The 20,277-nt window shown below is 36.8% G+C and carries 18 protein-coding genes, 1 tRNA gene and 1 pseudogene; 19 read left to right on the top strand and 1 reads right to left on the bottom strand.

Going from position 1 to position 20,277, the window contains the following annotated elements:
- Positions 1–95 precede the first annotated feature (95 nt).
- From H3R21_RS03220 to H3R21_RS03175, 10 genes are all read left to right on the top strand, one after another.
- Entirely contained in the window at positions 96–1,073 is a 978-nt protein-coding gene (locus H3R21_RS03220) for an SIS domain-containing protein (protein ID WP_198182975.1), read from the top strand.
- Positions 1,074–1,083: 10 nt separating this feature from the next.
- Positions 1,084–1,899 (top strand): PfkB family carbohydrate kinase, encoded by an 816-nt coding sequence (locus tag H3R21_RS03215; RefSeq protein WP_198182973.1) that lies wholly within the window; start codon positions 1,084–1,086, stop codon positions 1,897–1,899.
- A 15-nt stretch (positions 1,900–1,914) separates the two neighbouring features.
- Positions 1,915–3,537 carry a peptide ABC transporter substrate-binding protein gene (locus tag H3R21_RS03210; protein WP_198182971.1) on the top strand — a complete coding sequence of 541 codons (1,623 nt, stop codon included), beginning with the start codon at positions 1,915–1,917 and terminating at the stop codon, positions 3,535–3,537.
- 287 nt (positions 3,538–3,824) lie between these two features.
- Positions 3,825–5,447, top strand: a complete 1,623-nt coding sequence (locus H3R21_RS03205) for a peptide ABC transporter substrate-binding protein (RefSeq protein WP_198182969.1) — start codon at positions 3,825–3,827, stop codon at positions 5,445–5,447.
- Between the two features lie 68 nt (positions 5,448–5,515).
- On the top strand, positions 5,516–6,448 hold the full coding sequence (locus H3R21_RS03200) for an ABC transporter permease (protein ID WP_198182967.1): 933 nt from the start codon (positions 5,516–5,518) through the stop codon (positions 6,446–6,448).
- 1 nt (position 6,449) lies between these two features.
- Positions 6,450–7,358, top strand: coding sequence for an ABC transporter permease (locus tag H3R21_RS03195; RefSeq protein WP_074425665.1), 909 nt, complete (start codon positions 6,450–6,452; stop codon positions 7,356–7,358).
- A gap of 8 nt (positions 7,359–7,366) precedes the next feature.
- Positions 7,367–8,446, top strand: a complete 1,080-nt coding sequence (locus H3R21_RS03190; protein WP_198182965.1) for an ABC transporter ATP-binding protein — start codon at positions 7,367–7,369, stop codon at positions 8,444–8,446.
- Positions 8,436–9,335, top strand: a complete 900-nt coding sequence (locus H3R21_RS03185; RefSeq protein ID WP_187157637.1) for an ABC transporter ATP-binding protein — start codon at positions 8,436–8,438, stop codon at positions 9,333–9,335. The genes H3R21_RS03190 and H3R21_RS03185 overlap by 11 nt, the downstream gene beginning before the upstream one ends.
- A 91-nt stretch (positions 9,336–9,426) precedes the next feature.
- Positions 9,427–9,960 carry a ClbS/DfsB family four-helix bundle protein gene (locus H3R21_RS03180; RefSeq protein ID WP_046306316.1) on the top strand — a complete coding sequence of 178 codons (534 nt, stop codon included), beginning with the start codon at positions 9,427–9,429 and terminating at the stop codon, positions 9,958–9,960.
- A 125-nt stretch (positions 9,961–10,085) separates the two neighbouring features.
- Entirely contained in the window at positions 10,086–10,847 is a 762-nt protein-coding gene (locus H3R21_RS03175) for a GntR family transcriptional regulator (protein ID WP_198182963.1), read from the top strand.
- 76 nt (positions 10,848–10,923) lie between these two features.
- Here the strand turns inward: H3R21_RS03175 and H3R21_RS03170 are convergent, their stop codons facing one another.
- Positions 10,924–11,670 (bottom strand): type II CAAX endopeptidase family protein, encoded by a 747-nt coding sequence (locus H3R21_RS03170; RefSeq protein ID WP_198182961.1) that lies wholly within the window; start codon positions 11,668–11,670, stop codon positions 10,924–10,926.
- Positions 11,671–11,877: 207 nt separating this feature from the next.
- Here H3R21_RS03170 and H3R21_RS03165 point away from each other — a divergent pair.
- The 9 genes and pseudogenes from H3R21_RS03165 (at position 11,878) to H3R21_RS03125 (ending at position 20,248) form a co-directional block, all read left to right on the top strand.
- Positions 11,878–12,726: pseudogene (locus tag H3R21_RS03165) on the top strand (aldo/keto reductase).
- Between the two features lie 198 nt (positions 12,727–12,924).
- Positions 12,925–14,070, top strand: coding sequence for a CDP-glycerol glycerophosphotransferase family protein (locus H3R21_RS03160; protein ID WP_198182959.1), 1,146 nt, complete (start codon positions 12,925–12,927; stop codon positions 14,068–14,070).
- A 3-nt stretch (positions 14,071–14,073) separates the two neighbouring features.
- The gene (locus tag H3R21_RS03155) at positions 14,074–15,504 is read left to right on the top strand and encodes an oligosaccharide flippase family protein (protein WP_198182956.1); all 1,431 of its coding nucleotides are present in this window, start codon (positions 14,074–14,076) and stop codon (positions 15,502–15,504) included.
- Between the two features lie 2 nt (positions 15,505–15,506).
- On the top strand, positions 15,507–16,205 hold the full coding sequence (locus H3R21_RS03150; RefSeq protein WP_198182954.1) for a glycosyltransferase family 32 protein: 699 nt from the start codon (positions 15,507–15,509) through the stop codon (positions 16,203–16,205).
- On the top strand, positions 16,186–16,659 hold the full coding sequence (locus tag H3R21_RS03145; RefSeq protein WP_198182952.1) for a SprT family protein: 474 nt from the start codon (positions 16,186–16,188) through the stop codon (positions 16,657–16,659). Before H3R21_RS03150 ends, H3R21_RS03145 begins: the two co-directional genes overlap by 20 nt.
- Before the next feature lie 127 nt (positions 16,660–16,786).
- Positions 16,787–17,473: a MarR family winged helix-turn-helix transcriptional regulator gene (locus H3R21_RS03140; RefSeq protein WP_198182950.1), complete on the top strand. Its 687-nt coding sequence runs from the start codon at positions 16,787–16,789 to the stop codon at positions 17,471–17,473.
- Positions 17,474–17,541: 68 nt separating this feature from the next.
- Entirely contained in the window at positions 17,542–19,293 is a 1,752-nt protein-coding gene (locus H3R21_RS03135; RefSeq protein ID WP_198182948.1) for an ABC transporter ATP-binding protein, read from the top strand.
- Between the two features lie 64 nt (positions 19,294–19,357).
- A tRNA-Leu gene (locus H3R21_RS03130) sits at positions 19,358–19,444 on the top strand.
- Positions 19,445–19,600: 156 nt separating this feature from the next.
- Positions 19,601–20,248: a glycoside hydrolase family 73 protein gene (locus H3R21_RS03125; RefSeq protein WP_109715234.1), complete on the top strand. Its 648-nt coding sequence runs from the start codon at positions 19,601–19,603 to the stop codon at positions 20,246–20,248.
- Positions 20,249–20,277 lie beyond the last annotated feature (29 nt).

Genomic DNA, 20,277 nt, shown 5'->3' with positions numbered 1-20,277 from the left:
TTAGATTTTTTTTAGAAAAAGTATTGACAGATTAAAAATATACACTTATCTTATTATATAACATCATATAACAATTAATAGATAAGAGGTAAACAATGAAGAAACAATATCAAGACGAAATAACAAATGCGATTAAAGCTTGTCAAAAAATTGACGGCATCAATCATATTTACTTTGCTGCATGTGGTGGCTCAATGGCTTTCATGCAACCAGCAGAGTACATTATTAACCGTGAGTGTGACATTCCTGCAACTATTTTGCCATCACGTGAATTTACCACACGTGATCCCCATGACTTGGGCGAGCATAGTGTAGTTGTAACTTGTTCTCATTCAGGTAGTACTCCAGAAACTAATGAAGCTGCCAAATTTGCTAAAGAAAAAGGCGCTTTAACAATTGGAATTGCCTTCACACCTGATTCAGACTTGGAGAAGAACTCTGACTATACTTTGCATTACAGCTGGGGAAAAGGTACAGACGCTTCTGATTTAAACACCGGTGTACTTTACGGCTTTATTTTTGGTCTGTTAAAGGCTGTGACTGGTGATGCTAAGTATGACAAGGGATTGAAAGCACTTGACGACTTGGAAGCAATTGCTGAAAGAACTCGCCAACAATTCGGTGATACAGCTAAGAAGTGGACCAGTGAATTAAAGCGTGAGAAGTTGATTTACGCAATTGGCTCAGGCATTAACTTGGGTGAGACATACTCATTTTCAGCATGCTGGCTCCAAGAAATGCAATGGATTAACAGTAGCTGCATTGACTCAGCTGAATACTTCCATGGTCCATTTGAAATTACCGACTTTGACGTTCCTTTCATTATTTGTGAAGGAATGGGTGTTACTCGCAAGATGGACCAACGTGCAGTTGACTTTGCTAAGAAGCACAGTGACAAAGTCTATGTAATTGATAATGCAGACTTTGATATGCACGAAATTGATGACGATTTTAAAGAATATTATTCACAGATTCTTTCAGGTGTAGTCTTCCGTCAGCTTGCTGAAGGTTTTTCATATGAAAGAGGACATTCTCTAGAAGCCCGTCGTTACATGTGGCACTTAGATTATTAGTGTTAATCCAATGAAGATAATTTCAATTGGAGATAATGTAGCTGACACCTATGTTAAGCAGAGAATTTATTTTCCTGGTGGAAATTGCGTCAATGTTGCTGTTGATGCAAAAAAAGCTGGAGCAGAAGTTTCTGCTTATCTCGGCATTTTAGGTAATGACGATCGTGCTAGCCATATTGAAGAATCACTAAAAGAAGAGCAGGTTGAATTAGTTAACTGTCGTAAAGTTTATGCTCCTACGGCGCAGCCACGAGTTTTCCTAACTGCTGAAGGCGATCGAACCTTTGAAGCCGGTCCGAAGAACTCAGGCTTACACTTATTAAACTTACGATTAACTCCTGATGACTTTACAACAATCGATGGTTTCGACGTTGTTCATGCAGGAATTGATTCTGGAATTGATGAGTATCTACCAGAATTACATAAACGAGTAAAAGTTTCCTTTGACTTTTCTATTTCTCGGGATGAGGACTACTTTAAAAAGACACTTCCTAATGTTGATTTTGCATTTTTCTCTGGGTCTGAAATGAGTGATGACCAAGCTGTAGAATTTGCCAAAAGATATTTAACCTTAGGTCCAGAAGTTATTGTTATTACAAGGGGAGAAAAACCTGCATTTTTGCTAACTTCACAAGAATCTTATTACCAAGAACCGCAAAAAATAAAAGTTGTCGACACGATGGGTGCAGGTGACAGTTTTATTGCTGGTTTTCTAGTTTCTTACTTAGATAAGAATAATTTAGTATTAGCGGCAGAAACTGCAAGCAAAAATGCTGCAGTTACCTGTCAATTATCTGGAGGCTTTGGTCACCAGAAATCTTTTTAGAAAAGAGTGATGAACATGAAAAAAGGTGCAGTACTTGCTACAGCAGCCGTTGCATGCTTCGGTATGCTGTTAACTGGTTGTCAGAACAAAGGCAATTCTAGTTCAAAAAAGCAAGATAAAATTACAGTTGTACAAAATGCCCCAGTGGATTCGCTAGATCCAATCTTGGCCTATTCAAACAGCTCGTCTGTAGTTGTAGCCAACACAACTGAGGGTCTTTATACAATTGATGCAAACGATAAGCCTCAGCTTGGTTTGGCTTCAAGCGTGAAGACAAGTAATCATGGTTTGACGAAGACCTTTACGATTCGTGAAGATGCTAAGTGGTCAAACGGCGATCCAATTACTGCAAATGATTTTGTCTTTGCATGGCGTCGCTTAGCTAATCCTAAGAACGCATCAGCTTTCAACTTCCAACCAGGTGTAGCAGGAATTAAAAATGCTGATGACATCGTTGCAGGAAAGAAACCTGTTAATTCATTAGGCGTTAAAGCTACAAGTGAAAAGACTTTAGTTGTTGAATTAGATCATGTAGTACCTTATATGAACAAGCTACTTGCATTTAGTGACTTTGCACCAGTCAACCAAAAGTACTTCGAAAAAGCAGGTAAGAAATTCGCTCAAGATTCAGATCACTTGATTGCTTCAGGTCCATATAAGATTAAGGACTGGAAACTTGGCGATAACAGTATCCAATTAGTGAAAAACAAGAAATATTGGGATGCTAAAAACGTTAAGCTAAACGAAGTAAAACTTGATGTAATTGTTGATCCTGAAAAAGCAGCTATTGCTTTTGAAAATGGTAGTGCTGACTATGTTCACCTTAGCGGACAACTTGTTGCTAAGTATCGTAAGGATAAAAACTACGAAAATGAAGTTGGTAACTTTACCCAATACCTTATGTTCAATGTAAAGAAACCTGGCCTTGATAACGAGGATTTACGTAAGGCAATTTCTAGTAGCATTAATCGTAAGGAAATTACCAAACATATTTTGAAAGACGGTTCTATTCCAGTTCATTCAATGGTAATGAAAGATTTAGTTAAGAATCCTTCAAATGGTAAGGATTTTGCCGATGAGTCTACGACTGATTTGTCAGAGTACTCAGCTGCTGATGCAAAGAAGTACTGGAACAAAGCTAAGTCAAAGACTGACTTAAGATCAATAACCTTATTGTATGATGATAGTGATCCTGCTTACGCTAACGTTGCCGCATATGTGAAGGCACAAGTTGAAAAGAATCTTCCAGGAATGAAAGTTGATTTACAACAAGTTTCCAAGAAGACTAGACTTGATAAAATGTCAAAAGCAACTTACGACGTTACACTTACACGTTGGGGGCCAGATTATGCTGATCCAACAGCAATTTTAAGTATGTATCAAAGTAAGAATGATAGTAACTACGGTAAATGGGCTAACTCTGAATTTGATAAGTTAATGGCAGAGTCAAACAAGACAACAGATCAAGCTAAAAGATATCAACTTTTACTAAAGGCAAATAATATTTTAATTGATAGTGCTTCTTGTCCGCCATTGTACCAAAATGGTGCTCCAGTCTTAAAGAGAGCTAACATCCAAGACTTACCAATGCATATTGCAGGTGTTCCATACTTCTTCAAGTATGCATCGATTAAGTAAATTGAATGACTGTAAAAAAGAGGCCTAGGCCTCTTTTTTACTCACAAAATATGATCGAGATAATTAGTTCTCACCAAATAATATAATAAATATATTAAATTATTTTAAGAAATAAGGTTGACAGATTAAAAATATCTTATTATCTTATCATATAAGGCGCTGAACAATTATTAAGATCTTGGGTAGATTTCAAAGAGATCTTTATTTCTTTGAAACTGATCAAATTAAAGTCATTTGGTTTTAAGTAATTCTCCCTAGTTCGAAGCATTTAGAAAAGAGTGAAATTTATGAAAAGAAGTGCAGCAATCGTTTCAACTGCAATTGCCTGCGTTGGAATGTTACTGACTGGTTGTCAGAAGAGTTCGAATTCAGGCACACAAAATCAAAGTAAAATTACGGTGGTAGAAAATACTCCTGTTGATTCTCTGGATCCCGCAGTAGCATATCAAGAGTCAGCTATCGTTACCGTAGCTAACACAACTGAAGGCTTATATACAATGGATGCACATGATAAGCCACAATTTGGATTAGCATCCAAAGTTAAAACAAGTAATCACGGTTTGACAAAAACATTTACAATTCGTGAAGATGCTAAGTGGTCAAATGGTGATCCAGTGACAGCTAACGATTTTGTATTTGGTTGGCGGAGATTTTCAGATCCTAAAAATGCGTCACCATATAACTTTGAACTAGGTGCTGCGGGAATTAAAAATGCTGATGCAATTACTCTAGGTAAGAAGCCTACAAGTGCTTTAGGTGTGAGAGCTACAGGCCCCAAGACTTTGGTTGTTGAACTTGATCATCCGGTTCCATTTTTGAGCAGAATTTTAGCATTTGCGCCATTTGCTCCTGTTAATCAAAAGTACTTTGAAAAAACAGGCACAAAATTTGGTCAAGATTCAAGTCATGTGATTGCAACAGGACCATATAAAATTAAAGACTGGAAGCTGGGAGACAATACAGTACAGCTTGTAAAGAATCCAAAATACTGGGACGCTAAAAATGTTAAGGTTAAAGAAATTAAGCTTGATGTAATAACCGATCCAGAAAAAGCAGCGATTGCTTTTGAGAACGGTAATGCTGACCATGTACGTCTGAGTGGCCAACTGGTTTCAAAATATCATAAAGATAAGAACTTTGTTGATGAGATTAGCAACTTCAACCACTACTTAATATTTAATATGAAAGAACCTGGCATAAATAATGCTAATTTGCGTAAAGCAATTTCAGTTAGCCTTAATAGGAAAGAAATTACTACTCATATTTTGAAAGATGGTTCAGTTCCTGTTCATTCGATGGTAATGAGAAAACTTGGCAAAAATCCAAAAACTGGTAAAGACTTTGCTGATGAATCAACAACTAATTTATCACAGTATTCCCCAGCTGACGCTAAAAAGTATTGGAATAAGGCTAAATCAGAAACTAAATTAAAATCATTCACTTTGCTTTATGATGATAGTGATCCGTCATATTCAAATGTTGCTGCTTATATTAAAGCTCAAGTTGAGAAAAACTTACCTGGAATGAAGGTAAACTTACAGCAGGTTTCAAAGAAAACTAGGTTAGATAAAATGGCCAAATCTAACTTTGATGCTGGTATTTCTCGTTGGGCACCAGACTATGGTGATATATCAGCAGTATTAAATATGTATGTTACTGGTAACGCTAGCAACTATGCGAAATGGTCAGATCCGGAATACGATTGTTTGATTGCACAAGCAAACAAAGAAACTGATCTTTCTAAGAGATATCAACTACTATTAAAAGCAAATAATATTTTAGTTGATAGCGCAGCTTGTCCACCATTATATCAAGCAGGTGCACCAGTCTTAAGACGAACAAACATTAAAGATATGCCAATGCATATCTCTGGTGTCCCACTAGTCTTTAAATATGTATATATAAAATAAATTAGAAAACAAATAGAACTGGGATTTAATCTCAGCTCTGTTTGATTAGATGAAAGGGAGGGAAGAACTTGAAGAAATATGTCTTGAAAAGACTTTTAATCGCGGTAGTAACCTTATTCTTAATTACATTAATTTTATTTGTAATGGAAAAGGCGATGCCAGGTTCTCCATTTAATGATGAAAAAATGTCACACGCTCAAGTTGCTGCCCTTTACCGCAAATACGGGCTAGATGGACCGATTTGGCTACAGTTCTTTAATTATTTGAAAAATATGATTACTGGTGATTTTGGTGTTTCATACACAGTTCAAGTAAACACTCCAGTAACAACCATGATTTTTCAACACTTCAAGATTTCATTACAAATTGGTTTACAAGCAACTGTATTAGGTTCAATTATTGGTTTCTTCATGGGTGTTCTTGCAGCAGTTAAAAAAGGCACCATCTGGGATAACCTAATGACAGGAATCTCGGTATTAGGAATTAGTTTACCCAACTTCGTTGTGGCCTTGATTATCTCGCTAATCTTCTCATACAAATTAATGGTTTTACCTGGAACTTACCAACAAACTCAACCATTTGTTTCAAGTATTTTGCCAACAATTGCATTGAGTACATTTACAATGGCAAGTATCGAACGATATGTCCGTAATGACATGATTACGATTATGGATTCAGACTATTATCGATTAGCAGATTCAAAGGGAATTAAGAAGTATCAATTAATTATGCACCATGTAATTAGGAACACTTTGATTTCCGTAATTACTGTGTTAGCACCATTAATGATCGATTTAATTGCCGGTAGTATGGTTATTGAAAAAGCTTTTGCTATTCCTGGCTTAGGAACTTTGTACATCAGTGCAATTCAAGCTAATGATTACAATGTTGTTTTGGGAATCACATTTTTCTATGCAGTTTTGTTCATTGGTATCATGCTAGTTGTTGACATTTTATACGGTTTAATTGATCCACGGATTAGATTAGATGAGGGTGAATAAGATGACAGATAATAAAAACAATGATTTTGAATTTGCCCAAAATCCCGAAGTCGAGGACCATTATTCGGGTAAGTCATATTCATACGGTCAATTAATTTGGCATCGCTTTTTAAGAAATAAGGGAGCAGTTGTCAGTGTTGTGGTACTGGTTATTATTACGTTAATTGCCTTTTTGGCACCGCATTTTAGCCAGTTTTCTCCAACTACACCTTATCCAAATCAATCAAATTTAGCTCCAGGTACAAATGGCCATTGGTTTGGTACAGACAATTTAGGGAGAGATATTTTTGTTAGGGTAGCAGCCGGAACCTCCGTTTCATTACGAGTTGCCTTGGTTGCGATGGCTATCGACTTAGTAATAGGTACGAGCTACGGACTTATTTCAGGATACTTTGGTGGCAAGATTGATTTATTCATGCAACGAATTACTGAAATTTTAAGTACAATTCCAATGATTATTATCGTTACGCTTTTAGTTTTGGTAATGAAACCAGGACTAATTAGTATTATTACGGCGATGATGATTGTTGGTTGGATTAACATGAGTAGAATAGTTCGGGCTCAAGTACTTGAATTGAAGTCGCGCGAATATGTTTTGTCGGCCAGAACAATGGGGGAATCTAATTTTAAGATTATTTTCTCGCAAATTTTGCCCAATACACTTGGTCAGATTATTACAACTTTCATGCTGTCAATTCCAAATGCAATCTTTTTGGAAGCATTCTTGGCCTTTATTGGTTTAGGTGTTCCTGCTCCACTAGCTTCATTGGGAACAATGATTAATGATGGTTATACGCAGGCGATCGTTTATCCTTACATGGTATTCTTCCCAGTCCTATTTTTGGCCTTAATCATGTTAAGTTTCAATATCATTGCTGATGGCTTACGTGATGCGATTGAAGGAAGCTAGGTGAAACCATGACTGAAACAGTTCTAGAAATAAAAAACTTACAAGTTGAGTATCATACCGAACACGGTGATGTACAAGCAGTTAGAGGGATTAACTACAAGGTAAATAAAGGGGAAACTGTTGCTTTAGTTGGTGAATCTGGTTGTGGGAAGTCAGCTAGCGTTAAACCGATTATGGGTGAAAAGGAAGCCAATCAAGTAATTAAATCAGGTGAAATTAACTTTACCTACCAAACTGAAAATGGACAAAAGACAGTTGACCTTTTAAAGATAAGTCCTAAAGAAGTCCAAAGTCAGATTAAGGGTAAGGAAATTGCCATGGTCTTTCAAGACCCAATGACTTCACTTGATCCAACAATGAAAATTGAAAAGCAGATTGCCGAGGCAGTAAAAGCATCGAATCCCCAAATTAATAAGGAACAATTAAATAAACGTGTTCTAGAATTAATTGAGACAGTCGGAATTCAAAATGCTGACGTGGTAAAGAAACAGTATCCACATCAACTGTCAGGAGGGATGAGGCAAAGAATTGTTATTGCGATTGCGTTATCGGGTAATCCTAGTTTATTGATTTGTGACGAACCGACAACAGGCCTTGATGTAACAATTCAAGCTAAAATTCTAAATTTGATTAAGGACATTCAAAAAAGCCGTAAGTTATCAGTGATTTTTATTACACATAACCTTGGTGTTGTGGCCAATATTGCTACTAATGTTAATGTTATGTACGCTGGTAAGATTGTCGAAACTGGCACAACTGAAGATATTTTCTTTGACCCACGTCATCCATATACTTGGGGACTACTTGAATCAGTACCTGATGTAAATGAATCGGTTAAAGAATTGCCAACAATTGCTGGGACAATTCCAGACTTAACCCAACCAGTTGTTGGTGATGCTTTTGCACCACGAAACAAGTATGCATTAAATATTGACTTTAAAGAACAACCTCCAATGTTTGAAATTAATGATCATCATTATGCTGCTACTTGGCTTCTCGATAAAAGAGCACCTAAAGTAGAAATACCGACGGTACTTAAAAGGAGAATTGAAAAAATGAAGAAAGAAGCTGAAACTGATGGCGAATAATATTCTTGAAGTACACCATTTAAAACAGTATTTTCCAATTGGGAAGAAAAAAGTAGTTAAAGCCGTTGATGATGTTTCTTTTAATATTGCTAGCGGGGAAACTTTTGGCCTTGTTGGTGAATCCGGTAGTGGGAAAACGACAATTGGTCGTTCAATTATCAGACTTTACAAACCAACATACGGTGAAGTGATTTTTGAAGGTGAACAGATAGGTGGCACTTTAGATAAAAAGCGTACTTCAAAATTACGTAAAGATATGCAGATGATCTTTCAAGATCCGATGTCATCGTTAAATCCAAGGAAAAAAGTTGGCGACATTATAAAGCTTGGCCTAGATATCCATTATCCAGAATTAAGTAAAGAGGAAAAGCAAGAGCGCGTTCTCAAAATGCTAAAAGTCGTTGGTCTCGATAGCTCTTTTATCAACCGTTACCCACAAGAACTATCTGGTGGGCAGAGACAAAGAGTCGGCATTGCACGTGTTGTTATTATGCAGCCCCGCTTAATTATTGCCGATGAAGCAATTTCAGCCCTTGACGTTTCTGTTCAAGCTCAGGTTGTTAACTTGCTGCAACATATTCAAGAAGAAACTGGAAGTGCGATGCTATTTATTGCGCATGATTTAGCAATGGTTAAGCACATTTCAAGTCACATTGGCGTTATTCACTTAGGGCACATCGTTGAGTCAGGTCCTACAGATGAAATCTTTGATCACCCGAAGCATCCCTATACTAAAAGTTTGTTGACCGCAATTCCGATTACAGATCCGATTGCTGAGCAGAAAAAGCAGCTGTCTGATTATCATGCACATCGGCATCAATATGTAAATAAGACGATGGTTGATCTTGGCAACGGACACATGGTTTTGGATGATGGCTCGTGGTCGTAGAAGTACGGTTAAATAACAATTGCAAAAGTTTACTTATTTAATTATACTTGGCTGGTCGAAACGTAAAACAAGTTTATAGGAGAGTTTATCGATGGCACGACCAACAAATAAAACTGATTTAATTGAAGCAAGTAATACAGCATATCAAAAGATAGTTGATTTAATTGCTTCATTACCTGAAGAGGCACGTACAGCTGACTTTGATTTTGATACTAGTAAATTAAAAGAAGCACATTGGAAACGCGACCACAACGTTAGAGATGTATTAGCTCATTTATATGAATGGCAAAAATTATTAATTGACTGGATTGATAGTAATCAAGCTGGCAAACCAAAAGAATATTTACCAGAGGGCTATAATTGGCGTAATTATGGCGAAATGAACCAAGAGTTTTGGAAGAACGACCAATCAATTCCTCTTGAAGAAATGGAAGAGCTACTTGCTCAAAGTCATAAGAAAACAATGGCTTTAATTGACTCCTATACAAATGATGAACTATTCCAAAAGAATGTTTTCCCATGGACAGGCAATAATGCTCTAGGTACATATTTTATTGCCAATACTTCTAGTCACTATGAATGGGCTTTGAAGAAGCTAAGAAAATATAAGAGATCTATAAAGTAAGATAGAATAAAAACCGTTAGCACTTTGGCTAACGGTTTTCCTGTTTTTAACAATAAAAAGTAAGCACTTAGTGTTTGTTATTTCAATTTTAATTTAGTAATATTGTGGTATTGAGGAGTGTTGTAATGAGATCTGATGAGACAATTGAAACAGTAGTTCCGCTTTACCGCAAGATATACCTTGATATTAAAAAGCAAATTCAAAGTAATGAATTAAAGCCGGAACAAAAATTGCCTAGTGAACAGTACTTGTGCCAAAAGTACAACGTAAGTAGGATAACAGTTCGTAAGGCTTTAAAGTTGCTAACCGAGGAGCGATTAGTTGTTACCGTTCAAGGTAAAGGCTCATATGTTAACGCTAAGAAGATGATAGGTAAGTTGGATCAGATTCAAGGCTTTTCAGAATTTGCGCTTTCGCTTGATAAAAAGAGTGAGACCAAAATTTTGAAACGTGAAATCATCAAGAACGTCGATATTGCCAGGAAATTAATGTTACCTGATGATGCGGATTTAATTTACATCAAACGACTTTCTGAAATTGAAAAAACACCTTTGGGGATAGATGAAGCTTGGTTATCTGCTGAGCGGTTTCCTGATTTGCTAGTTAATATTAACTCTGACTCTTCTTTATATGAATATCTTGAACAGAAATATCATGAATTACCAGCAAATTCATATCGTGAAATTAGTACAAGTCTGCCAACTGCAAAACAAACTAGTCTGCTTAAACTCGATAAGGTAATACCATTATTTGAGGTTAATAAGACAGTTTATAATCAGTTCGATCAACCATTGGAATTTTCACATTATGTGGTTCGTGGAGATGAAATGACTTATATCATTAATTCGAATGTTGATGGCAAATTTCGCTTAAACAATAAAAAATAAATTGATTTTAATAATACGAAAGGCAGCCAGCTGAATAACTAGTTCAGTTAGCTGCCCTTTAATTAAAAGATTATTTTTATTTCGTAGCTAGTAATAAAATCAAAAAGGATAATGTGTCGAATAAAAAGTGAACTAAAAAGCTAACCCAAATATTATGAGTTTTTGTAAAAGCCCAGTTTAGAACTAACCGTGTAAATGCTAAACCTAAAATGACATAGCCAAGGTTATAATCGTATGTTGATAGATGAAGTAGCGCAAAAATTAAAGTAGAAGCAATATTTCCCCATAATAGCGGGTGCGGCAACTTTGCAGAGGTAGCCAATTGCGTGACTGCCAATAGTGGCATAATTGCCAAGAACTCTTCACCTAAAATTTGGATAGCGCTACTAAATCTTTGATAAAAAAAGATTAGCCAGACGTGTGGTGTTTTCATTGTTAAGCCTGCTGCGGCATTACCAGAAACAGATCCGAATAGTTTTTGCGCAATTATCCCCGATAAAACAGAAATAATGTAAGCTAAAATAAAGAAAGCTAGAACCCAGAGCCACTCTTTTAGCTTAAGACCATGAAATAAGCGGTGCCATCTATTACCAGTAGCTAGTTGAACACCCAAAATTTGGATTCCAAGAAAAAGCGCAACTATTAGTATTTGAAATATACCACTTACAAAAGTTGGATGGTTTTCATCGAAGATTAAAAAATCTGGGATTTGGATGCCAGGCATCATTAAACAGCAATAGGCTAGAAGGTTTGAGCCCAGAATTATTAGCCATTGTTTAAAGGTTAATTTAGTTGAATTGATATTTGTAAAAGAATTATTCATTTTTCCCACCTCTTACTAGTCTCATTTTATTGACTATGTTGTTGAAATACAATTTCCTTGCTTGTGTAAAATGCACAAGTTTCAAAAGATAAGAAAAGGAATTGTGGGACTTCTTCAGAATTCGGATTGTTATCGGTTACAATAAAGAGTGTGCTAAAATCAAAAATGAGTAGTATGCAAATAATATTTGTAGAAAGGAGCTATTTTATGAAGACTGTTACAATTGCTCATCATGAAGTCCCTGCTTTAGGGATTGGTACATGGGAAATGGGCGATAAACCAGAAATAAGAACTGAAGAAATTGCTGCAATTCGTGCTGGGCTTGATGCGGGTTTACGCGTAATTGATACGGCTGAGATGTATGGCAATGGTCGTTCTGAAAAGTTGGTAGGTGAGGCAATCAAAACTTACCAACGGTCTAATATTTTCTTGATTTCTAAAGTGTTACCTTCAAATGCGTCTGCGGAACATATGAGACGAAGTCTAGAAAATAGTTTGAAGCGACTTCAAACAGATTATCTTGATTTGTATCTTTACCATTGGCGCGGGGCAATACCATTGGAAGAGACTATTGCTGAGCTACAGTCTTTACAAGATGAGGGCCTTATCCATGCTTGAGGTGTTTCAAATTTTGACTTAGCTGACATGGAAGAACTATGGCAATTACCCAGCGGGCGTAATTGTGCTGCTAATGAAGATTTATATAACTTGGAAACTCGAGGAATTGAATACAGTTTGCTTCCTTGGCAAAGAGAAAAACAAGTTCCACTAATTGCATATAGCCCATTAGGACGAGGCGCAAAAATGGGAAGTACAATGATGAAAAATCAGGCGGTCTTGCAAGTTGCTGAGCAACATCATGCGACTGCTTATCAAATTTTATTAGCTTGGGTGATGCAACAACCAGATGTTTTAGCGATTCCTAAAAGCAGTAGCTCAGAGCATTTATTGTCTAACGTAAAAGCATTAGAGATTGAATTAACTCAAGAAGACTTGCAAACTTTAGACCAAGCTTACCCAAAGCCTGATCATAAGGAGCCACTTGCGATTTACTAGGCAATCAACTGGTCTTTTTGAAAACTAGTGAGTTGAGAATGTAAATGGTAAACATCTGTTAATCGATATGAGATTATTTTGATTGATGCAAAAATCTTTTTTAATGATTAAAAAACTAAAAAATAAAGCAAAAAAGCTTGAGTTCACTCAAGCTTTTTCTGTACTCTTATACTAAGTAAGAAATTGGGAAGTTAAATAATGAAGAGTTTTTTGTTTCGATTATATCTGGCATTAATGAAGCTGGTTGCTCGTTTTACGCCAATGCAAGATAATAAAGTGGTTATTCTTAATGGGGCAGGCAGGTCAGGCTCAAATGGCTATTTGTTTGGCAAGTACCTGGAAAAAAGTCATCCAGAATATGAAGTTACACTTGTTGAACCGTGGCCGTCTTCGCATTTACCGCTTAAAACTTGGCGCGAAATCGGCGCGGCTAAATTTGTTTTGACCACACACCAGCCATTTAAAGTTCATGCTAAGCAGATTAACATCCAGTTTTGGCATGGTATTCCACTTAAACGAATGGGAATAATGGCAAATAATACTACCAGAAAAACGGATCAGCGTAACGCCAAATTATGGCAAAAAAATGCTGATATTGTTTGTTCAAGTAGTGACTTATACGAAAGTTTGATGAGTGCGTGCTGCGGCATTGAAACTGATAAGTATCAAAAAACTGGCTTTCCTCGACTTGATACTTTAAAAAATCCTGCCATTAGCAAAAAGCAGTTATTGATGGATTTGTTTAAAGTCGAAGATGCTGATGCCAAAATTGGTATTTACATGCCAACATTTCGCTATGAAATGGAAGACAGTCAGATTATGAGACAGGTTGAACAAGGTAACTTTTTAACGCTGGCTGACTTTGATATTGAACAATTGAATCATAATTTAAAACAAAATCAGCAGTATTTAATTGTTAAATTGCATCCGTATGAAATGCGCTTATTTGAAGATCTTCATAGTAATTTTTCTAATATTACCTTCCTTAACAATGATTATCTCAACCAGCAAGATGTTGACCTGTACGAATTGTTAGGCAATACTGATTTTTTGATTACTGATTACTCGTCAATTTACTTTGATTATTTAACAATCGATAAGCCAATTATTTTCCTCACCAACTATTTGCAGCAATATGAAGAAAAGCGTGGTTTACTAATGGGGCCATATGAAGATGTTGTTCCTGGAATATGTGTGAAAACCCAACAAGAACTTTTAGAAGCATTGGACAAACCTGACCAGTTTCAGCAAAAGCGACATTATTGGCTAAACCTATCCAACCAAGTTCAAGCTGAGTCAAATTGCGAAAATGTTGTTAAGTTAATGAAGAACATTAGAGGGTAAGTTGTGAAAAAAACTTTTTTAAATATCTTGTATAACGCGGTTTACCAAATTTTCCTTGTGCTAGTGCCGTTGATTACGGTGCCATACTTATCGAGAATTTTAGGCCCCAAAACTTATGGTATTTATAGTAATGTTAATAATATTGTCCAGTTCTTAATGATCTTTTGTACATTATCAGTTTCATATATTGGAATGAGGACAATTTCGCAAACACGAGCATTTAAAAGCCCACAAGAATTAACTGAAGCATTTTGGGGTTTATGGTATTTTCAAGCATTAGCGGGCTTGGTTACGATTCTAATTGTTGTTTTAGTTGCGTGTTTTTTCCATATTAAGTATTGGCAATACATCTTGTTGATGGTGCCATATTTAATCTCAGCTCAAGTTGATATTTCATGGTTTTTCCAAGGGTTGGCAGACTTTGGTCGTGTTGTTTTAAAAAATACGGCGGTTAAACTAGTTTCAGTTGTTTTGATTTTATTATGGGTTAAACAGCCAGGCGACTTGTGGAAATATATGTTGATTATGTCCGTTTCAACGATGCTTGGTTCATTTGTTTTCTGGTTTGATATTTGGCGCTATGTTGGGGGACCAGTTAAGCACTTTTATCAGTATCAAGCGACAATTAAATCTATTATTACATTATTAATTCCGCAAATTGCGACGCAAATCTATACTTCACTTGACAAGCCGATTTTAGGTCTTTTCCAAAACTCAACTCAGGTGGCCTACTATGACAATTCTCAACGTATTTCAAATATGGTTTTGGGAGTTGTTACAAGTATTTCACTAGTCATTATGCCCAAAATGGCTGGTGAAGGTAAAAAAGAGCAGCGTGTTATTCTGAAAAAATCGCTTGAAGCAACCGTCATGCTAGGAACATTGTTTGCAGTGATTATTATGGCGAATACAAAAGAATTTGTTCCCTTCTTTTTTGGTCACAAATTTATTCCGATGACGCCGTTAATGTTCTTCTTTGCACTAACAATAGTGATGATACCAACTGGGGGCGTTTTTGCTAACCAGTTCGCCTTGGCAAATCATCGTGACCAAGATTATGCAATCCCAGTAATAGTTGGTGCGATTCTTGAAGTAGTTCTAAGTTACTTCTTGGACAGATTGTATGGCGCAACGGGTGCGATGATTGCAATTTTGATTACTGAATTCATCGTCTTGATTTTGCGGTTGTGGATAGTGCGTGACGGATATGATTTTAAGTATTCCTTTAAAGAGATTCCGAAATATCTGTTGATAGCTCTGATTGTCTTAGTAGTGGGGATGCTTATTCCGCAGCTTGTTCCGTCAGCCTTTTTCAATATGGCTATCAAATCAATTGTAATGTTTATCCTATATTTTGCCCTTATGTTCCTATTTAAGCTTGATTTTAATCAGGACATTATTATGTTAGTTAAGAAACTTTTTACTAGAGGTTAAAAATGATTCCAAAAATAATTCATTATGTTTGGGTTGGAGGCAATCCTAAGCCCAAAAATATTCAGCGTTGTCTAAAAACTTGGCGCAAACACTTGCAGGACTACAAAATTATTGAGTGGAATGAGGATAATTTTGACATTCATGAGAACAAATACGTTGAACAAGCCTATCAAGCAAAAAAATGGGCCTTCGTTTCCGACTATATTCGTGCCAAGGCTGTTTATGAATACGGCGGCATTTATTTGGATACTGATGTACTCGTCCTTGACGATTTGACAAGTTTGCTTAATAATCACGCTTTTGTTGGTTTTGAAAACAAGGACAATCCTTTTACGGCAGTTTTTGGTGCCGAAAAACACCATCCACTACTGAAGGATATGCTGGACTATTACGATGATCGCGACTTTACTTTCGACCGAGCCGATCAATTGGCTGGTGTTAACACGGTCTCTGTTTCGGATATTTTAAAAAACAAGTATGGTGCTAAGCCTAACAACCAAGAACAAGAGCTTAAAGAGGGAATTTATGTTTACCCAGATGGCGTTTTATGCAACCCATCAGCTGATTCTAAGACTATCCATGTATTTACGGGTACTTGGATGGAAGGCGGGAAGCCACTAAAAAGAAAACTTGTTACAGCGTTCAAAGTAAGAATTAAAACGCAAAAAGAGGCGGCGCTTTATGCCAAATTCTTCAGGTGAACTAACTGAATCAGAATTGCAGGAATTAGTTGAACATGTTTCGCTGACATCATTTAACCGTCCTTTCCTGCATCAGGTTAAGATTAATCGACGAATGACAACAACTGGGGGACGCTATCATTTAGCTGATCATCACCTTGAGATAAATGCACATTTTTTTCAACCGCAATATCATGATGAATTGGTTGGAATCATCAAGCATGAACTAACACACTATCATTTACACCTGCAAAACCGCGGTTACCGCCATCGTGATACCGATTTTAAGTTATTGCTGAAAAAAGTTGGAGGCAGTCGCTACGCACCTGATATTGGGTTGCGCAAGAAGCAAAAACCAAAATTTGTTTATAAATGCCAGCAGTGTGGCCAAAAGTTTAAACGGGTTCGCCGCATTAACGTACGCCGCTATGCTTGCGGTAAATGTGGTGGCCCTTTAAGGCTGTTAAAAAGCTAATTTAAAAATAAAGTTACCGTTTTCATGGATTTTGTTTGACAAATCGTTAGGTGCCAAACTATAATCAACTTGCAGAAATTAGGTACCTAACAAAAATAAAAAATAGAAAAACAAAAGGAGTTTTATCATGAGTCAAACAAGTGATAAGTTAATGAAGCAACTTTATTTTATTATGCGTGCCAGTCGCTACTTTATGTTTGAGAATAAGCAGCCTATTTCTGGTCAAAAACGTGTCTTGGCAGTCCTTAGACTTGAAGATGGCCTAACCCAAAACTATTTAGCTGAAATTCTGGCGCTTAAACCTGGATCCTTAGCTGAACTTTTAAAGAAAATGGAAGCTAAGGGCTCCATTCGACGTGAGACAGATGAACAGGATAAGCGTGTTAAACGGGTTTATCTAACTGAAGAAGGTCGAGAAGAAGCAGCTCGTTTAGATGAATTAAAGAAGGCCCAAGACACAGGTTCATTTTTTGCCGGTCTAGATGAAGAAGAGCAAACCCAATTTAGCCATTACTTGGAAAAAATAGCTGATGGTTGGGACGAAGACTTTAAGCAACATGCGCAAAAGTTTGTTGATCCAACAGTCCGTATGAAGGCTTATAGCAAATGGCGCAAATATGCTGAAAATCATGAGTATTCAAAAGAAGAGATGAGAGATCTCTGTCACCGGATGCATGGGCACCATCATTATCGTGATCACTGTCATGATTATAATAGTGAAGATTTTAAGAAGTACTGTGATTTTGACAAAAATTGGCATGGCGACCGCGACTTTTGGCGTGAATTTTGGCATAATGAAGATAACGAATTGTAGTTAGAAAAAAGAAAAAGTTTTTCAGTAATTGAAAAGCTTTTTTTTAATTAAGAAAGTCGGTACTACTAATGACATTTAAGTCTGACCAAACTAAGACAAAAACGGTTAAAATGAAAGACTTTTTACAGCTTTTAAAGGGACTAAAAGTAAAGAAAGGACTCTTTGCTGCCGGTTTGCTTTTCAGTTTAGTTACGAGTGTAGCTAATTTACTATTGCCATTATTGACACGTAATTTGGTTGATACAAGTAAGTGGAATAAGTTCAACTACCGAAGTATGGTGTTAATCATTGTTGTTTTTGTAGCTCAGCTAGTTTTGGGTACACTTGGTGGTTATATTTTGCGCTACTTCGGTGAAAGTGTCGTAAAAAGCTTACGTGAAAAACTTTGGTCGCATCTGTTAAAACTACCGATTTCTTATTTTGATGAAAATAAGGCTGGGGAAACTAGTTCACGTCTTGTTAATGATACTGGAGTAATCAAAGATTTAATTGCTTCACAATTTCCCAACTTTATTACCGGTGCCATCCAACTGCTTTTTTCCTTAATTATTCTCTTTGTGATGGATTGGCAAATGGCAGTCTTAATTTTTACAATTGTGCCGGTTGTCATTTTAATTCTATTTCCGGTGGGGCGTATTATGGCGCGACTTGGACGTAAGCTGCAAACTGCAACGGCTGAATTCAACGGTGATGTCAGTGAGAAATTAGCCGAAGTCCGACTGATTAAATCAAGTAACGGCGAAAAGTTTGAAGAGCAAAGTGGAAAAAAGAAGATTAATAAGATCTTTAACATTGGAGTGATCGATGCCCGCGTTGAAGCTATCTTACAGCCAATCATGACAACGCTGATGATGGCAGCATTTGCCGGCATTTTAGCTTTTGGACTTATTCGTGTCGGGCAAGGTTCATTAACAAGTGGATCACTCGTTGCCTTTTTACTTTACTTGTTTAATGTGATTGCGCCATTTGCCAACTTTGCAACCTTCTTCTCGCAGATTCAAAAAGCTTTAGGTTCCACCGAACGGATCCAACAAATTTTACAAATTGAACCAGAAAAAAGTTACTTAAGTCAGCCGACAGATATAGCTAATCAAACTTTGAAGGCAGAAAACCTGGGTTTCAATTATGAGACGGATGAACCGGTTTTAAGTTCAATTTCGTTTGTTGCCAAGCCCAATTCTGTAATTGCTTTTGCTGGGCCAAGTGGCGCAGGAAAGTCGACCATTTTTGCCTTAATTGAGCGCTTCTATCACCCAACAACTGGACAAATTTTGATTGGCAAGCAAAATATTGATGAGATTGAGCTAGCGAGTTGGCGTTCACAAATTGGTTACGTGTCCCAAAATAGCGCTATTTTCTCTGGTACGATTAGAGACAATTTGGTTTATGGACTAGATCAAAAACTGACTGATGAACAACTTTGGCATGGGTTAGAGCTTGCTTATGCCGATCACTTTGTCTGTGCTTTTCCGCATCAATTAGACACTGAAATAGGTGAACGAGGCATCAAATTATCTGGTGGACAAAAACAGCGAATTGCAATTGCACGTGCATTTTTGCGCAATCCCAAAATTTTGATGTTAGATGAAGCAACTGCTAGCTTGGATTCTGAATCAGAGCGCAAGGTGCAACAGGCACTTGACCAATTAATGACAAATCGTACCACGCTGGTCATTGCCCACCGGCTAGCCACAATCGTGAATGCTGATCAAATCTACTTTATTGAACATGGTCAGATAACAGGCCATGGTACGCATCATGAATTAATGAAATCACATCCTTTATATGCGCGCTATGTTAATGAACAGATGGTTGATTAATAAAAAAGACTGCCAGAAAAGTCTTGTGCAAAACTTCATTTTGAGGTATAGTATTGAATGTGTTGCGGGCATGGCGGAATTGGCAGACGCGCAAGACTAAGGATCTTGTGATCGCTTTTTGATCGTGGAAGTTCGAGTCTTCTTGCCCGCACTAATTAATGGAGCTTCGGCTCCATTTTTTGTATCCGATAAAAGCACCTTTACTAAAAAGGTGCTTTTTTATTTTAAAAATTAATTACATTGCACATTTTTATGTCTGAAAGAGGTTATACTAAAAAGTAATAACTAAAAGAGTAAGGGAATTTCTATGCCAAAAAAACGTAGGGGCAAAAAGCAATCAAATTTTATTATTATTTTGCGAACATTTATTATCTTATTTATTTTAATTATTGCTTTTGTAGCGTTTAGATATTATCGGCGGCAAGCAATTCAAACGGAGCAAATTAGACAAGAGCAACTTGCCCGTGAAGAAGCTAGACAAAAGATTATTAGGCAGCACAAAGCATTTATTAAAGAAATTGGACCAATTGCCAAGGAAGTTGATCAGGAATTTGAGTTACTTCCAAGTATTACAATTGCCCAGGCATGTCTTGAGAGTGACTATGGTCAGAGCAGTCTGTCACAAAAGTACAATAATCTGTTTGGCGTGAAAGGCAGCAATCCGAATACCTCAGCGATTTTGAAGACAAAGGAATACCAAAAGGGTAAGTGGATTGTCGTGAAGGCACGCTTCCAAATCTATGATTCCTATGAAGCGTCAATTCGTGCGCATGCTCGGCTTTTCCAAAAAGGTACTACGTGGAATAGTCAGCAGTATAAGCATGTTCTAGCTGCTAAAAACTATCAAAAGCAGGCGCATGCATTAGTTCAGGACGGCTATGCCACAGATCCTGATTACGCGGCCAAATTAATTAAATTAATCGAGGAGTACAACCTTGATCGTTTTGATAAATAACAGGTATTCTTGCTAAAAGCTGCCTGCTT

The organism is Lactobacillus sp. W8172, from assembly GCF_016102055.1.
GTDB lineage: Bacteria > Bacillota > Bacilli > Lactobacillales > Lactobacillaceae > Lactobacillus > Lactobacillus apis_A.
The sequence above is the reverse complement of the archived record's forward strand: the minus strand, read 5'-3'. Positions and strand labels throughout refer to the sequence as shown.

Excerpts from the sequence above, each read along its gene's own strand:
- H3R21_RS03175 (WP_198182963.1), top strand. The coding sequence starts at position 10,086 with ATGAGATCTGATGAGACAATTGAAACAGTAGTTCCGCTTTACCGCAAG.
- H3R21_RS03135 (WP_198182948.1), top strand. The coding sequence starts at position 17,542 with ATGACATTTAAGTCTGACCAAACTAAGACAAAAACGGTTAAAATGAAA.
- H3R21_RS03150 (WP_198182954.1), top strand. The coding sequence starts at position 15,507 with ATGATTCCAAAAATAATTCATTATGTTTGGGTTGGAGGCAATCCTAAG.
- H3R21_RS03125 (WP_109715234.1), top strand. The coding sequence starts at position 19,601 with ATGCCAAAAAAACGTAGGGGCAAAAAGCAATCAAATTTTATTATTATT.
- H3R21_RS03215 (WP_198182973.1), top strand. The coding sequence starts at position 1,084 with ATGAAGATAATTTCAATTGGAGATAATGTAGCTGACACCTATGTTAAG.
- H3R21_RS03195 (WP_074425665.1), top strand. The coding sequence starts at position 6,450 with ATGACAGATAATAAAAACAATGATTTTGAATTTGCCCAAAATCCCGAA.
- H3R21_RS03170 (WP_198182961.1), bottom strand. The coding sequence starts at position 11,670 with ATGAATAATTCTTTTACAAATATCAATTCAACTAAATTAACCTTTAAA.
- H3R21_RS03220 (WP_198182975.1), top strand. The coding sequence starts at position 96 with ATGAAGAAACAATATCAAGACGAAATAACAAATGCGATTAAAGCTTGT.
- H3R21_RS03185 (WP_187157637.1), top strand. The coding sequence starts at position 8,436 with ATGGCGAATAATATTCTTGAAGTACACCATTTAAAACAGTATTTTCCA.
- H3R21_RS03160 (WP_198182959.1), top strand. The coding sequence starts at position 12,925 with ATGAAGAGTTTTTTGTTTCGATTATATCTGGCATTAATGAAGCTGGTT.
- H3R21_RS03205 (WP_198182969.1), top strand. The coding sequence starts at position 3,825 with ATGAAAAGAAGTGCAGCAATCGTTTCAACTGCAATTGCCTGCGTTGGA.
- H3R21_RS03210 (WP_198182971.1), top strand. The coding sequence starts at position 1,915 with ATGAAAAAAGGTGCAGTACTTGCTACAGCAGCCGTTGCATGCTTCGGT.
- H3R21_RS03140 (WP_198182950.1), top strand. The coding sequence starts at position 16,787 with ATGAGTCAAACAAGTGATAAGTTAATGAAGCAACTTTATTTTATTATG.
- H3R21_RS03145 (WP_198182952.1), top strand. The coding sequence starts at position 16,186 with ATGCCAAATTCTTCAGGTGAACTAACTGAATCAGAATTGCAGGAATTA.
- H3R21_RS03180 (WP_046306316.1), top strand. The coding sequence starts at position 9,427 with ATGGCACGACCAACAAATAAAACTGATTTAATTGAAGCAAGTAATACA.
- H3R21_RS03190 (WP_198182965.1), top strand. The coding sequence starts at position 7,367 with ATGACTGAAACAGTTCTAGAAATAAAAAACTTACAAGTTGAGTATCAT.